Origin of the sequence: Leclercia sp. 29361 (assembly GCF_011290365.1) — a bacterium.
GTDB classification, from domain to species: Bacteria; Pseudomonadota; Gammaproteobacteria; order Enterobacterales; family Enterobacteriaceae; genus Enterobacter; species Enterobacter tamurae.
The window spans coordinates 227,137-241,960 of the sequence record NZ_CP049786.1 but is presented as its reverse complement, the minus strand read 5'-3'; the positions used below and the strand labels follow the sequence as shown (position 1 = coordinate 241,960).

Annotated in this window: 11 protein-coding genes and 1 rRNA gene; 2 read left to right on the top strand and 10 right to left on the bottom strand. The window is 56.9% G+C overall.

The genetic code is table 11. The features are described 5' to 3' along the window. Positions 1-12 precede the first annotated feature (12 nt). A complete protein-coding gene (locus tag G7090_RS01135; protein WP_106993910.1) occupies positions 13-285 on the top strand; it encodes a DUF3811 domain-containing protein in 273 nt (90 codons plus the stop codon). Here G7090_RS01135 and rluF read toward each other — a convergent pair whose 3' ends face one another. The 5 genes from rluF to metH form a co-directional block, all read right to left on the bottom strand. Further along, the gene (gene rluF / locus G7090_RS01130) at positions 286-1,161 is read right to left on the bottom strand and encodes a 23S rRNA pseudouridine(2604) synthase RluF (RefSeq protein ID WP_106993909.1); all 876 of its coding nucleotides are present in this window, start codon (positions 1,159-1,161) and stop codon (positions 286-288) included. It abuts the gene before it with no gap. A gap of 53 nt (positions 1,162-1,214) precedes the next feature. Continuing rightward, positions 1,215-1,532, bottom strand: coding sequence for a CcdB family protein (locus G7090_RS01125; protein WP_106993908.1), 318 nt, complete (start codon positions 1,530-1,532; stop codon positions 1,215-1,217). Next, entirely contained in the window at positions 1,532-1,825 is a 294-nt protein-coding gene (locus G7090_RS01120) for a type II toxin-antitoxin system CcdA family antitoxin (protein WP_166181258.1), read from the bottom strand. Before G7090_RS01120 ends, G7090_RS01125 begins: the two co-directional genes overlap by 1 nt. Before the next feature lie 95 nt (positions 1,826-1,920). Further along, the gene (locus tag G7090_RS01115) at positions 1,921-3,552 is read right to left on the bottom strand and encodes a Na/Pi cotransporter family protein (RefSeq protein WP_106993906.1); all 1,632 of its coding nucleotides are present in this window, start codon (positions 3,550-3,552) and stop codon (positions 1,921-1,923) included. 176 nt (positions 3,553-3,728) lie between these two features. Beyond that, positions 3,729-7,412, bottom strand: a complete 3,684-nt coding sequence (metH, locus tag G7090_RS01110) for a methionine synthase (RefSeq protein WP_166181255.1) — start codon at positions 7,410-7,412, stop codon at positions 3,729-3,731. 194 nt (positions 7,413-7,606) lie between these two features. On the opposite strand from metH, the gene iclR reads away from it, so the two are divergent. Beyond that, on the top strand, positions 7,607-8,431 hold the full coding sequence (gene iclR / locus G7090_RS01105; protein ID WP_146145521.1) for a glyoxylate bypass operon transcriptional repressor IclR: 825 nt from the start codon (positions 7,607-7,609) through the stop codon (positions 8,429-8,431). 81 nt (positions 8,432-8,512) lie between these two features. Here iclR and aceK read toward each other — a convergent pair whose 3' ends face one another. From aceK to rrf, 5 genes are all read right to left on the bottom strand, one after another. Next, the gene (gene aceK, locus G7090_RS01100) at positions 8,513-10,240 is read right to left on the bottom strand and encodes a bifunctional isocitrate dehydrogenase kinase/phosphatase (RefSeq protein WP_166181253.1); all 1,728 of its coding nucleotides are present in this window, start codon (positions 10,238-10,240) and stop codon (positions 8,513-8,515) included. A gap of 50 nt (positions 10,241-10,290) precedes the next feature. Next, positions 10,291-11,595, bottom strand: coding sequence for an isocitrate lyase (gene aceA, locus G7090_RS01095; RefSeq protein WP_106993901.1), 1,305 nt, complete (start codon positions 11,593-11,595; stop codon positions 10,291-10,293). Positions 11,596-11,628: 33 nt separating this feature from the next. Further along, positions 11,629-13,230: a malate synthase A gene (gene aceB / locus G7090_RS01090; RefSeq protein WP_166181251.1), complete on the bottom strand. Its 1,602-nt coding sequence runs from the start codon at positions 13,228-13,230 to the stop codon at positions 11,629-11,631. Positions 13,231-13,499: 269 nt separating this feature from the next. Next, positions 13,500-14,429, bottom strand: a complete 930-nt coding sequence (metA, locus tag G7090_RS01085; protein WP_106993899.1) for a homoserine O-succinyltransferase — start codon at positions 14,427-14,429, stop codon at positions 13,500-13,502. A 242-nt stretch (positions 14,430-14,671) separates the two neighbouring features. Continuing rightward, a 5S ribosomal RNA gene (gene rrf / locus G7090_RS01080) occupies positions 14,672-14,787 on the bottom strand. Between the last annotated feature and the right edge of the window lie 37 nt (positions 14,788-14,824).

Genomic DNA, 14,824 nt, shown 5'->3' with positions numbered 1-14,824 from the left:
GAGGCTTCAGGTATGTCCACACCGAGATTGACCCAGAAAGAGATGACGGAAAGCGAGCAGCGCGAACTGAAAACCCTGCTCGATCGCGCCCGTATCGCCCATGGCCGACTGCTGACCAACGCCGAAACCAATCACGTTAAAAAAGAGTACATCGATAAACTGATGGCTCAGCGTGAAGTGGAAGCCAAAAAAGCCCGCAAACTTAAAAAAGAGCAGGCTTATAAAGTGGATAAAGAGGCAACGTTTTCCTGGTCGGCCAGTACCCCAACCCGTGGAAGGCGCTGATTAGCGCCCTTTCTTTTTGCGCCCTGGCTGGGTAAAGCGTTTTCCGTTCCCGGCCGGTTTGGCTTTGCTTTTCTCTTCCCCCTGCGGGGCTTTAACCACCGGGCGTTTAATGCCCTGCGTTTTCGGTTTTGCCTTCGCTTTCGGCTTCGCTTCTGAGGACGAATTCTCGATCAGCTTAAACAGCTCAATCAACTCATCCCCGGTCAGATCGCGCCATTCACCCAGCGGGATGCCGGAGAGACTAACGTTCATGATGCGGGTACGTTCCAGCCTGGTCACTTCGAAACCAAAATGTTCGCACATGCGGCGGATCTGGCGGTTTAAGCCCTGAACCAGGGTGATACGAAACGCGAACGGCGCTTCTTTCTTCACCTTGCACTTTTTCGTCACCGTACCGAGGATCGGCACGCCCGCCCCCATCCCGCGAATAAAGTCGTCCGTGACCGGCTTGTTGACCGTGACGATATACTCTTTCTCGTGGTCGTTACCGGCCCGCAGGATTTTATTCACCAGATCGCCGTGGTTAGTGAGGAAAATCAGCCCCTGGGAGTCTTTATCCAGACGGCCAATCGGGAAGATACGGCTGCTGTGGTTGACGAAATCGACGATGTTGTCGCGCTCGCCATCTTCTGTAGTACTGACAATGCCAACCGGTTTATTCAGCGCGATAAACACCAGGTCTTCTTCGTCCCGGGGCTCGATCAGTTGACCATTCACTTTGACCACGTCGCCAGGGGCGACCTGATCGCCAATGGTGGCGCGTTTACCATTGATAAACACGTTGCCCTGTTCGATGTAACGGTCAGCCTCGCGACGCGAGCAGATCCCGCTCTCGCTAATGTATTTGTTTAATCGGGTGGATTGAGTTGGCAGCATAATTTCTCCTGTAGAGGCGAAATATACCTTAGGTTGCGGGCAACAAAAATGGGTTAGTATCCATTGATGAGAAAATCGAGAGCATCCCGTAACGCGGTTCGTTCATGGGTTAAATCAGCAATACGCTCTCCGACCTCCTTTGCCGGGATCCCCGCCATCATATGCGTCATCACCACATGTGGCTTTTCGGCTATGTCGACAACAGGACAAATTTTGGCAGGTGGTTTATTACCTGACAATTGAGCTAATTCGATCGCTGGCGCCACCAGCACATGCTTTAACACACTGGCTATCGGATGCTGAAGATTAACCAAATAAGGATAAACTCCTTTTCCGGGTCCTTTATTCTGGTACGCAAAGTACTGTTCCATCAGAACGATCGCTGAAAATCACTGAATGAGCCGTTTTCATCTACCCACTGATTAACCGCTTCTATAGAAGAGGTGTTGTCCTGCAACCACTCCGCACGGTTATTTTCATGAAATTTCTCCATCAACGCTTCGGTCAAAACTGCGGACAGGTTGATGTTAAGTTGACGTGCATGCTCCAGTACCTCTGGCGACAGAGAGACATTCACAGATTTTTTAATGCCTGGTCTGGTGCGCATGATAACTCCCGTAGCAATGCGCATGATGTGTTGCAGCGTAGCGTAGTAAATGAGCATTTTCTATACCCTCCGGGAAAATAAGGGCTTCACGGTAGCGTGCCAGAGGACTGTCGTCACGCCCCGCAGTTCACTTCTGCGAGGCGTTATCCAGATTAATACTCATCCCGGCCATCATCTTCATCCGGCTGCTCCATCACGCTGTACGCCACCGCGCAGAACAGGGAGTTGAGACGTTTCATATCCCCCAGCAGCCCCATATGCAGGGAGCTGGTCTCGATACTTTGCACGTTCTGCTGGTGCAGCCGGTCAACGTGCGCGTGGGAATAGCGGCGGTTGAGAATACGGAAACGGTGCTTGTTACGGCGCAGACGACGGGCGCTGGCCAGATCGCTGGAGAAGAAGACCGACATGGCCAGCTTCAGGTTGGCGAGCAGCTGATCGTGCAGCGCATCCAGCTCTTTAACGCCTTCGAGGGAAAACGCCCGGCGAGCCGCCAGTGATTTATCCGCGATTTCACTTCCCATGCGCTCGACAATATCAGAGGCCTGCTCGAGGTTGAGCGACATCTCGATGATCTCCGCCCAGCGGCGGGACTCCTCCTCCGCCAGCTCATCTTTTGGCATCCGCGCCAGATAGAGCTTGATGGCGGTATAGAGCACGTTGATGTCATCCGCGAGCTTGCGCAACTCTTTCTCTTCTCGCGGTTCGCCGTGCATCACCTTTTTCAGCCCCTCCAGCATCTGCTCCATGGCATCGCCCATGCGCAGCGTTTCCCGGGCGGCATTAGCCAGTGCCAGCGCCGGGGTATCCAAGGCTGATGTGTCCAGATGCTTGGGTTTCAGGCGCGCATCCAGCTCGGGTTCATCGCGGATAATCCGTTCACAGAATCGTGCCATCACGCCGGCAAAGGGCACCATCACCAGGCAGCGCACCAGGTTGTAGAAGACGTGGAAGTAGATCACCAGCTCCGATTTCGGCAGCGGCAGGTTGTCCATCAGATTCGCCAGCGGATAAATGAACGGCAGAATGGCCAGGCTACCCACCAGCTTGAACAGCAGGCTGCCAAGCGCCACCCGACGGGCTGCGGCGTTAGCGGCGCTGTTGTTGAGTACTGCCAGCAGGCCGGAACCGAGGTTGGCGCCAATCACCAGACAAAGCGCCACCGGGAAGGAGATGATCCCCGCCGCGGTGAGTGTGGCGGTTAACAGCACTGCCGCCAGGCTGGAGTAACTGATCAGGGCAAACACCGCGCCAATCAGCGCATCCAGCAGGATATCGCCGGTCAGCGAGGCGAAAATGACCTGCACGCCGCTGGCCTGGGTGATAGGGGTGACGGCCTGGACGATCAGCTCCAGCGCCAGCAGAATCAGCCCAAGGCCGATTCCCACCCGTCCCAGTTGCCCGGCGCGGGTCTGCTTGCGGCCAAGGAAGAAAATCACGCCGATGAAAATCAGCAGCGGCGACAGCCAGGAGAGATCGAAGGTTAACACGCGCGCCATCAGGGCGGTGCCGACATCAGCGCCAAGGACAATCACCAGCGCAGGGGTCAGCGCCACCAGATCCTGAGCCACAAATGAGGTGACCAGCATGGTGGTGGCGTTGCTGCTTTGCACCAGCGCGGTCACGCCAATGCCGGCGCAGAAGGCGAGCGGCTTTTTCTCAACGCTGCGGCTGAGGACGGTACGTAAACGGGCACCAAAAACACGCATCACGCCGGTACGGACAATGTGCGTGCCCCAGACCAGCAACGCCACGGCAGAAAGCAGATGTAGCAGAGTCAGCACGGATGTAGGTTCTCCTTTTCGTTATCAGTTCCTTAAGCCCATGCCAGAAACGCCGGATGGCGCTTCGCTTATCCGGCCTACGCCTGACCTGAGCTCTTCTCAAGTATAAGGGGTCAAACGTAAGAAAGAGACAGGGCACCCTGTAGGTGCCCTGTTTGTTGTAAGGAAACGTGACCTTAATCTGCGTCGTACCCCAGATTCGGTGCCAGCCAGCGCTCAACTTCAGAAACGCTCATCCCTTTACGCAGAGCATAATCCTCCACCTGATCGCGCTGGATCTGCGCCACAGCATAATACTTGCTGTCAGGATGGCTGAAATACCAGCCGGAGACCGACGCCCCCGGCCACATGGCGAACGACTCGGTGAGTTTCATCCCGGTATGGGTTTCAACATCCAGCAGCTGCCAGATGGTGCCTTTCTCGGTATGCTCCGGGCAGGCCGGATACCCTGGCGCCGGGCGAATGCCCTGGTAGTTCTCGCGGATCAGCTCCTCGTTGCTGAGGTTCTCGTTCGGCGCATAGCCCCAGTGCACTTTACGTACCCGCTCATGCAGGTATTCGGCAAAGGCCTCGGCCAGACGGTCGGCGATCGCTTTGACCATGATTTTGTTGTAATCATCGTGCTGCGCTTCAAAAGCCTCCGCCAGCGCGTCCTCCTCCAGCCCACCGGTGACGGCAAAGGCACCGATGTAGTCGGCTTTGCCGCTCAGCTTCGGCGCGACGAAATCGGCCAGACAATAGTTGGCGAAACCGACCTTCTCGGTCTGTTGACGCAGATGATGGCTGACCGTCAGTACATGGGTGCGGGTTTCATCGCGATAGATTTCGATGTCATCCCCCACGCGGTTGGCCGGGAACAGCCCTACCACGCCGCGCGGGTTGAGGGTTTTCTCAGCGCTGAGCTGATCGAGTAGGTCATTAGCGTCTTTAAACAGGCGCTGGGCCTCTTCACCCACCACCTCATCTTCGAGAATGCGCGGATATTTTCCGGCCAGCGACCAGGTCATAAAGAACGGCGTCCAGTCGATGTAGTTGCGCAGGGTCTCGATGCTGGCCGTCACCTCCTGCACGCCCAGACGATGGGCAACCGGCGGCGTATAGCTTGACCAGTCAAAGGCCAGGTCGTTATCCCGTGCCGCGGCCAGGGTAACCGGCGGGGTACGCGGCTTTTTGCGTGCGTGCTGGATACGCACCGTTTCGTACTCTTTGCGGGTTCGGGCGACAAAGTCGTCCCGCTGGGTTGCCGACAGCAGCGCCGAAACCACGCCCACCGTGCGCGAGGCGTTCTGCACATACACCGTCGGCCCGCTGTAGTTCTGCTCGATCTTCACTGCGGTGTGCGCTTTCGAGGTAGTCGCGCCGCCAATCAGCAGCGGCAGGGTAAAGCCCTGGCGCTCCATCTCTTTTGCCACGTTGACCATCTCGTCCAGCGACGGGGTGATCAGCCCTGAGAGGCCTATCAGGTCGGCATTCACTTCCCGCGCGGTTTTGAGGATTTTATCCGCCGGCACCATCACGCCCAGATCGATAATCTCGTAGTTATTACACTGCAGCACCACGCCGACGATGTTTTTGCCGATGTCATGCACGTCGCCTTTCACGGTGGCGATCACCATCTTGCCGTTACTGGAGCCTTTCTCTTTGCTGGCTTCGATATAAGGTTCCAGATAGGCCACCGCCTGTTTCATCACGCGGGCAGATTTGACCACCTGCGGCAGGAACATTTTGCCTTCACCGAACAGATCGCCCACCACGTTCATGCCGTCCATCAGCGGGCCTTCAATCACCTCAATCGGACGCGCGGCCTGCTGGCGGGCCTCTTCGGTATCCAGCTCGATAAACTCGGTGATGCCTTTTACCAGCGAATATTCGAGACGCTTTTTCACGTCCCAGGAACGCCACTCCGCCTGCTGGACGTTGGCGCTGTCATCAGCTTTGCTGCCGCGATATTTTTCGGCCAGCTCCAGCATGCGTTCGGTGGCGTCGTCGCGACGGTTGAGGATCACGTCTTCAACGCCCTCGCGCAACTCCGCTGGCAGGTCGTCATAAATCGCCAGCTGACCGGCGTTAACGATCCCCATGTCCATTCCGTTACGGATGGCGTAGTAGAGGAACACCGCGTGGATCGCCTCACGCACCGGGTCGTTGCCGCGGAACGAGAACGAGACGTTGGAGACGCCGCCGGAGATCAGGGCATGCGGCAGCTCGCGTTTGATGTCTTCGCAAGCGCCGATAAAGTCCTGGGCATAGTTGTTGTGCTCTTCAATCCCGGTCGCAACGGCAAAAATGTTCGGGTCAAAGATAATGTCTTCCGGTGGGAAGCCGACCTCTTCGGTCAGAATCTGGTACGCGCGGCGGCAGATCTCAATTTTGCGCTCGCGGGTATCGGCCTGGCCGACTTCATCAAAGGCCATTACCACCACGGCGGCACCGTAGCGGCGCACCAGTTTGGCGTGATGGATAAAAGGCTCAACCCCCTCTTTCATCGAGATGGAGTTGACGATGCCCTTGCCCTGGATGCACTTCAGGCCTTTCTCGATCACTTCCCATTTTGAGGAGTCGATCATAATCGGCACGCGGGCAATGTCCGGCTCACCGGCAATCAGGTTGAGGAAACGCACCATCGCCGCTTCGGCGTCGAGCATCCCCTCATCCATGTTGATATCGATAATTTGCGCGCCGCTCTCTACCTGCTGGCGGGCAACATCCAGCGCTTCGCTGTATTTCTCTTCTTTGATCAGGCGCTTGAACTTCGCGGAGCCGGTGACGTTGGTACGTTCCCCGACGTTCACAAACAGGCTGTCATCGCCGATGTTCAACGGTTCAAGACCAGCAAGACGGCAGGCAACCGGCAGCTCGGGCAATTTACGCGGTGGCAGCCCCGCCACGGCATTGCTCATGGCGGCGATATGCTCTGGCGTGGTACCGCAGCAGCCGCCGACAATATTCAGGAATCCGGACTCTGCCCACTCGCGGATCTGCTCCGCCATCGTCGCGGCGTCGAGATCGTATTCACCAAAGGCGTTTGGCAGGCCAGCGTTCGGGTGGGCGGTCACGTAGCAATCAGCGATACGGGACAGCTCCTGCACATACTGGCGCAGTTCGTCCGGCCCCAGGGCACAGTTCAGGCCGAAGCTCAGGGCATCGGCATGGCGCAGGGAGTTGTAAAACGCCTCGGTGGTCTGCCCGGAGAGGGTACGGCCCGAGGCATCGGTGATGGTGCCGGAGATCATGATCGGCAGGTCCACGCCCAGGGCGTCGAACTCCTCTTTAACCGCATAGATTGCGGCTTTGGCGTTGAGGGTATCGAACACCGTCTCGATCATGATCAGATCGGAACCGCCTTCCACCAGCGCGCGGGTGGACTCGCGGTACGCGGCCACCAGCTGGTCAAAGGTGACATTACGGAACGCCGGATCGTTCACATCCGGTGAGATAGAGGCGGTGCGGTTGGTCGGGCCAAGTACCCCGGCAACGTAGCGCGGTTTCTCTGGCGTGCGGGCCGTCCACTCGTCGGCATAGGCACGCGCCAGTTTGGCCGCCTCGTAGTTAATCTCCGCCGACAGGGATTCCATCTGGTAATCCGCCATGGCGATGGTTGTCGAGTTGAAGGTGTTGGTCTCAACGATATCCGCACCCGCCTCGAAATAGGCGTAATGAATGGCGGCGATAATCTCTGGCTTGCTGAGCACCAGCAGGTCGTTGTTACCTTTCAGATCGCAGGGCCAGTCGGCGAAGCGGTCGCCGCGAAAGTCGTCTTCACTCAGACGATAGCTCTGGATCATGGTGCCCATACCGCCATCCAGCACCAGAATGCGTTCATTTAACTGCGCACGAAGTTGATCTACTTTGCTGCTCACACTTGCTCCCGACAACACTCAACCAGGCCAAAAGGCCAGCAGACCATACTGGCATAATCTTGCAAAGGGGAAAAGTCACACCGCGGTAACATGAGACATGTTCACTATAACTCCTCCGATCAGTAAGGATAGCGGTTGCAAAACAGCCAAATAAAACGAAAATGATTTCCACGATACAGAAAAAGGAGCCTGTCATGGTTGCCACCGTTCCCGCTAAACGCGGCAGAAAACCTGCCGCCGCAACCGCCCAGCCGGGCGGACAAGTCCAGTCCCTGACGCGGGGCCTTAAACTGCTGGAGTGGATAGCCGAGTCGCACAGCAGCGTGGCGCTAACCGAGCTGGCCCAGCAGGCAGGTCTGCCGAACTCCACTACCCATCGCCTGCTGACCACCATGCAGCAGTTGGGCTTTGTCCGGCAGGTAGGCGAGCTGGGCCACTGGTCCGTGGGTGCCCACGCGTTTATCGTCGGCAGCAGCTTTTTGCAGAGCCGTAACCTGCTCGCCATCGTCCATCCGATCCTGCGCAAGCTGATGGAGGATTCCGGGGAGACGGTCAACCTGGCGGTGCTCGACCAGAGCGATCACCAGGCGATTATTATCGACCAGGTGCAGTGCACCCAGCTGATGCGCATGTCTGCGCCGATTGGCGGCAAGCTGCCGATGCACGCCTCCGGGGCAGGAAAAGCGTTCCTCTCCCAGCTCAGCGAGGAGCAGGTCACCGGGCTGCTGCACCGCAAAGGCTTACATGCTTATACCCACGCGACGCTGGTTTCCCCACTGCATCTGAAAGAGGATTTAGCCCTGACGCGCAAGCGCGGTTACTCCTTTGATGATGAAGAGCATGCCCTCGGCCTGCGCTGTCTTGCCGCCTGCATTTATGACGAGCATCGCGAACCCTTTGCCGCCATCTCCATTTCCGGGCCGATTTCACGAATGACCGACGATCGCGTGACCGAGTTGGGGGCGCTGGTGATCAAAGCGGCGAAGGAAGTGACGCTGGCGTATGGTGGGATTCGTTAAGATGGTTTTGCCGGGTGGCGGCTGCGCCTTACCCGGCCTACATTCGGATCGTAGGCCCGGTAAGCGCAGCGCCACCGGGCACTAAACCGCAAATCTGATGCTAAACCGCTGCTTGCGCCGGTAAGCGTACACATCTTCCACATGCCCGTTCTGGATGCGCGTCTGCAGGCTCCGCCAGTAGTCAGCGCGAAACAGATCGGCATGCATCTCTTCAAACAGCGCTCCGATGCGCGGGTCGGCGCAGAGCCAGTGCCGAAACTCCTCCGGGAAAACGTCCCCCGGCGAGACGCTATACCACGGCTCGCTGGCGAGCTCATCCTCCGGATAACGCGGGGGCGGGATCTGGCGGAAATTCACTTCCGTCATGTAGCAGATTTCGTCGTAATCGTAGAACACCACCCGCCCGTGCCGGGTGACGCCGAAGTTTTTAAACAGCATATCACCCGGAAAGATGTTGGCCGCCGCCAGCTGGCGGATAGCGTTGCCATATTCTTCGATGGCATCGTGAAGCGCCTGCCCCTCCGCCTGCTCCAGCCAGATATTGAGCGGCACCATCCGCCGTTCGATATAGAGATGGCTGATGGCGATCCGGTCGCCCAGATCGGTAATCTTGCCAGACGCTTCCTGCAACAGCAGCGCCATCAGTTCCGGCGCAATCTGCCGCTTGTCGAGCACGAAGTTCTCAAACTCCTGGGTATCCGCCATTCGCCCGACGCGATCGTGCTCCTTCACCAGCTGATAGCAGGCGCGCACGTGGGCGGCCGTCATCTCTTTTTGCGGGGCGAATTTATCCTTAATCACCTTAAACACCCGATCAAACCCCGGCAGGGTAAAGACCAGCATCACCATGCCGCGAATGCCCGGCGCCTCGATAAACTGCTCATCAGCACGGTTGATATAGTGCAGATACTCCCGGTAACTCTCAGTTTTGGCGTGTTTCTGGCAGCCTATCGCCATGTACAGTTCGGCGGTGGTTTTACCAGGCAGGATCTCCCGCAGCCACTCTACCAGCGCCCCCGGCAGCGGGGCATACACCATAAAATAGGAGCGGGCGAAGCCGAAAACGATGCTCGCCTCGGCGCTGGTGGTCAGACAGGTATCGACCGCCAGCTCCCCTTCATCGCTGCGGTGAATGGGCAGCAAAAACGGCAGCGTGGCGTCCGGCGTAATCAGCTTACCTACCAGCCAGGCGGCTTTGTTGCGATAGAAAAGCTCGTTAGCGATTTGAAGATGGCAGTTCTGCAGGTTATCGGTCCCGAGCGTTTCCGAGAGATGAGCAATGATATACCCGACATCACGCGGGCGATTTTGCCACGGCAGACGCAGGGGCAGATCGGCTAACACCTTGGTTAACAGCGCCTCCCAGCCGTGATCGGGAAAAAATGCTTTCGCCAGCGGACGCGGCAAGGCACGAAGGCGTTGCTCAGGCTGAGAGCTAAAAATAAAGAGCCGCTCCGGTGACAGGGAACGGTGGTCAAACAGCCGACAATAGACGGAATTGAAAAAGCTTTCCGCAATTTCAAAGCGAGGGTAATCCGGCAGCAGATGGGTGTAATGCTCTTTCACCCGCAGCGAGAATGCGGCATCGGTACTGGTATGGCCGGTGATGCAGCGCAATTGCTCCACCACCAGGCCAACGTGATGATCGTAAAGGTGGATACGCTGCTTCATGGCCTGCTGCACCGCATGCCAGTCGGCCTGCTCAAAGCGCTGCTGCGCCCCGGACGTTACTTCAAGGAAACGACCATACTGGGCATCAAAGCCCTGCAGGATGGTCTGTGCAATCAATAATTCCAGGCCACGCGACATTTATTCCCCCTCACCCTAACCCTCTCCCCAGAGGGGAGAGGGGAAAAATATCAGAACTGTGCTTCTTCGGTTGACCCGGTCAGGGCAGTGACGGAGGAGGCGCCGCCCTGAATAATAGTGGTCACTTTATCGAAGTAGCCCGTGCCCACTTCCTGCTGGTGCGAGGCGAAGGTGTAGCCCTGTTTGCTGGCCTCAAATTCCGGCTGTTGGACCTTCTCAACGTAGTGCTTCATGCCTTCACCCTGGGCATAAGCATGCGCCAGGTCGAACATGTTGAACCACATGCTGTGAATACCCGCGAGGGTGATGAACTGATATTTGTAGCCCATGTCCGACAGCTCCTGCTGGAAGCTGGCGATAGTTTTATCGTCCAGGTTCTTCTGCCAGTTGAAGGACGGAGAGCAGTTATAGGCCAGCAGTTTGCCCGGGTATTTCGCATGGATGGCGTCAGCGAAGCGTTTAGCCAGGGCCAGATCCGGAGTGGAGGTTTCGCACCACACCAGGTCGGCATAAGGGGCGTAGGCCAGGCCGCGGCTGATCGCCTGCTCAATGCCGGCATGGGTACGATAGAAACCTTCGCTGGTGCGCTCGCCGGTAATAAACTGGCTGTCGTAAGGGTCACAATCGGAGGTGATCAGGTCCGCCGCATCGGCATCGGTACGGGCAATCACCAGCGTCGGGACGCCCAGCACGTCAGCGGCCAGACGAGCTGCCACCAGTTTCTGGATCGCTTCCTGAGTCGGGACCAGCACCTTGCCGCCCATGTGTCCGCACTTCTTCACTGAGGCCAGCTGATCTTCAAAGTGAACAGCCGCTGCACCGGCCTCGATCATCGATTTCATCAGCTCGAAGGCGTTCAGTACCCCGCCAAAGCCCGCTTCCGCATCGGCAACAATCGGCAGGAAGTAATCCACAAAGCGCGGATCGTTTGGCTCAATACCGGAGGCCCACTGGATCTGATCCGCACGACGGAAGGTGTTGTTGATGCGCTCCACCACGGCCGGAACGGAGTTTGCCGGGTAGAGGGACTGGTCCGGGTACATGCTGGACGCCAGGTTGGCGTCCGCCGCGACCTGCCAGCCTGAGAGATAGACCGCTTCAATCCCCGCTTTCGCCTGCTGCAAGGCCTGGCCGCCGGTCAGCGCGCCGAGGCTGTTGATGTAGCCCTTTTTCGATTCGCCGTGCAGCAGACGCCACATTTTGGCCGCCCCAAGCTGCGCCAGGGTGCACTCCGGGTTGACCGAGCCGCGTAACTTCACCACTTCCTCTGCGCTGTACGGGCGTTCAATGCCTTCCCAGCGCGGTTGAGTCCACTCGTTCTGTAATGCTTCGATTTGTTGGGTACGGGTTTTCATGTGCAGATGCTCCATTATTGTTATGTGGTGAAATCAGGCCAGCAGGCGGTAGCCAGGCAGCGTCAGGAAGTCGATTAAGTCATCTGAGGTAGTGATCTGTTCCATCAGGCGTGCGGCGGCATCGAAGCGACCGCTGCTGAAGCGGTGCTCGCCCAGTTCTTCCTGAATGTTCAGCATCTCTTCCGACAGCATCTGGCGGAACAGGGCTTTAGTCACCGGTTTGCCGTTGCTGAGGGTCTTCTGATGGTGGATCCACTGCCAGATAGAGGTACGTGAGATCTCGGCGGTGGCGGCATCCTCCATCAGACCGTAAATCGGCACACAGCCGTTGCCGGAGATCCATGCCTCGATGTACTGCACCGCCACGCGGATATTGGCGCGCATCCCCTCTTCGGTGCGCTCGCCCTCGCACGGCTCGAGCAGCTGAGCGGCGGTGATGGGCGCATCGTCTTCGCGGGTCACGTGCAGCTGATTTTTGTTATCGCCCAGGATACGGTTGAACACCTCCATAGCGGTATCGGCCAGCCCAGGGTGCGCCACCCAGGTGCCGTCATGGCCGTTGCTGGCTTCCAGCTCTTTGTCGGCCTTCACCTTGTTCAGCACCTGATTGTTACGTTCGCTGTCTTTGCTCGGAATAAAGGCCGCCATGCCGCCCATCGCGAAAGCGCCGCGTTTGTGGCAGGTTTTGATCAGCAGACGCGAGTAGGCACTGAGGAATGATTTATCCATAGTGACCACCTGACGGTCCGGCAGGACGCGATCCGGGTGGTTTTTCAGGGTCTTGATATAGCTAAAGATGTAATCCCAGCGGCCGCAGTTCAGGCCCACAATGTGGTCGCGCAGGGCATGCAGAATTTCATCCATCTGGAACACAGCTGGCAGGGTTTCAATCAGCAGGGTGGCTTTGATGGTGCCGCGCGGCAGATCGAAACGATCCTCGGCATAGCTGAAGACCTCACTCCACCAGGCCGCTTCCTGCCAGGCCTGCGTTTTCGGCAGGTAGAAGTAGGGACCGCTGCCTTTGGCCAGCAAGGTCTTATGGTTGTGGAAAAAGTAGAGGGCAAAGTCGAACAGGCTGCCGGGGATCGCTTCCCCGTTCCAGGTAACATGCTTTTCCGGTAAATGCAGGCCACGCACGCGACAGACCAGTACTGCCGGGTTGGGCTTGAGCTGATAAATTTTGCCGGCTTCATTGGTGTGGCTGATGGTGCCGTTCACCGCGTCGCGCAGGTTGATCTGCCCTTCGATCACTTTGCTCCAGTCAGGTGCCAGCGAATCTTCAAAATCCGCCATAAAGACTTTCACATTGGCATTCAGCGCATTGATCACCATTTTGCGCTCTACCGGGCCGGTGATCTCGACGCGTCGGTCCTGCAGATCCTGCGGAATGCCGCGGATCGCCCAGTCACCTTCACGAATGGAATCGGTTTCCGAAATAAAGTCAGGCAGCTTTCCATTATCAATGTCTTGCTGCTGCTGGATACGTGCCGCCAGTAACTTATTGCGTTTTGGCGTGAAGCGGGTCACCAGCTCGGTAAGAAATTCAACGGCATCGGGCGTCAGAACCTGCTGTTCCTGCTCCCCATGCGGTTGGTTAAAGGCCAGTTCATCGATAATGGTTGCCTGTTGATTCATTTTACTGCTCCTCGTCGTTGATCCGAATTCACTTCCCCCACGCGAACGAAGATCGTTGTGTAGTTTTCGTTCAGCAAAATTAAGACTATCTGGATTTATCGTAAAATCAAAAACTATTTCCATTTTTAATTTTAAATGCATGTAATGCATTGATATTGATAAGTTTAAAAATCATTCACCAGGCGGAGGGAATTTCGGAAATAAAAAAGGCACCCGAAGGTGCCTTAACTGGAGAGCTGAAACGCTACAGGATGAGGATCCTCAGAGGATTACTCCAGCGTCGGATTCATGTGGCGCAGATCGTATGGCGTGATCTGGTAGACGTAATAGTTGAGCCAGTTAGTAAACAGCAGATTGCCATGGCTGCGCCAGGTTGCCCGCGGTTTGTTCTGTGGATCGTTTTGCGGGAAATAGTTGTACGGCACGTCCGGGTTCAAACCCGCTTCGACATCACGGAAATATTCGCTCGCCAGGGTGTCGGGATCGTATTCCGGATGGCCGGTGACAAAAGCAATACGCTTGTCTTTGCTGGCGAACAGGTAGGCATCACCCTCTTCGCTCTCGGCGAGGATCTCCAGATCGGTGTAGTCGCGGATCAGTGCAGCCGGGAAATCGGCATAGCGTGAATGAGGGGCCAGGAAGGAATCATCGAAGCCACGCGTCAACAATGCATGGGGATGCAGAATATGGTGCTCATAGACGCCCGACAGTTTTTCGCTACGGGTCTGCTTAGGTATGCCGTAAAGAATATTGAGTGCAGCCTGCACTGCCCAGCAGACAAACAGCGTGGAGGTGACATGATCTTTAGCCCACTCCAGTACCTGTTTGATTTGTGGCCAGTAGGCCACGTCGTTGAACTCTACCAGGCCCAGTGGTGCGCCGGTGACAATCAGGCCATCGAAATTCTCGTCGCGGATATCATCGAAGTTGCAGTAGAAGTTATTGAGATGCTCTGAAGGTGTGTTGCGGGACTCACGCGCATCAATACGCAGCAGCTGAATATCGACCTGCAGCGGGGAGTTAGAGAGCAAACGGAGGAACTGGTTTTCCGTCTCAATCTTCTTTGGCATCAGGTTGAGGATAAGCACCTTCAGAGGACGAATTTCCTGACCTGTAGCGCGCGATGCCTTCATCACAAAGACATTTTCATCACGCAAGAAATTGACGGCTGGTAGCTCGTCCTGCACCCGAATCGGCATAACCTTAAATCCTCAAAGCATACGTATAAACGTTTAGACATCCAGATAGCTGACAATAACCAGGAATCAGGCAAATGTCGAGTCTGCATGTGAAAGGTGAGAAAGTTTCAAGGAAGAGGGTTGGGTGCGGCTGGTGTTGCCCGGTGGCGCTACGCTTACCGGGCCTACAGGCCCCGTAGGCCGGGTAAGGCGCAGACGGCAAAAAACCCCGCACCTTGCGGTACGGGGTTTCTTTAATTGATGCCTGGCAGTTCCCTACTCTCGCATGGGGAGACCCCACACTACCATCGGCGCTACGGCGTTTCACTTCTGAGTTCGGCATGGGGTCAGGTGGGACCACCGCGCTACAGCCGCCAGGCAAATTCTGTTGTTCACCCCGCCCGCAGGCGTGATGA